A 512-nucleotide genomic window follows, 5' to 3' on the forward strand; every position below is an offset into this window, starting at 1 on the left:
AAGAAATCATGCATCATTTGATGAATCTCCTCTCCGTACGATTTTGTCATCGCCTATTCCGCTAGTTTTTCTAGTTCCTGTTGTTGGCTATGACGAATCAAATACTTCACCTTAGCCACGTTAGATGTGTTCATACTTAAGCTGGTGTATCCCAACCCAAGTAATAAGAGCGCACCAAATGGATCACCGGCTAATTCACCGCAGATGCACACTGGCACATGATATTTATCGCACACGTCATGAATCTGTTTGAGTGCTAACAGCACTGCCGGATGCATGGATTCATAGACATCAGCGACGCGGGAATTGTTCCGATCCACCGCCAGTAAATACTGAGTTAAGTCGTTAGTACCAACAGAGACAAAATCCACTCGATGCGCGATGGCAGGAAGCAGATATACCATCGATGGTACTTCGATCATCACCCCGACCTTTGGAGCCTGGATACGCTCATCAAGCAAGACAACTTCGCTGTAGGCTTGGTTGATCAGCGTCATCGCATCATCCAGCTC

General features: G+C 46.5%; 1 pseudogene. It reads right to left on the bottom strand.

Going from position 1 to position 512, the window contains the following annotated elements:
* Positions 1-56: 56 nt before the first annotated feature.
* A pseudogene (locus tag R7040_RS30110) lies at positions 57-512 on the bottom strand (putative PEP-binding protein); the annotation flags it as partial.

This window comes from Vibrio sp. 1069 (assembly GCF_033340555.1).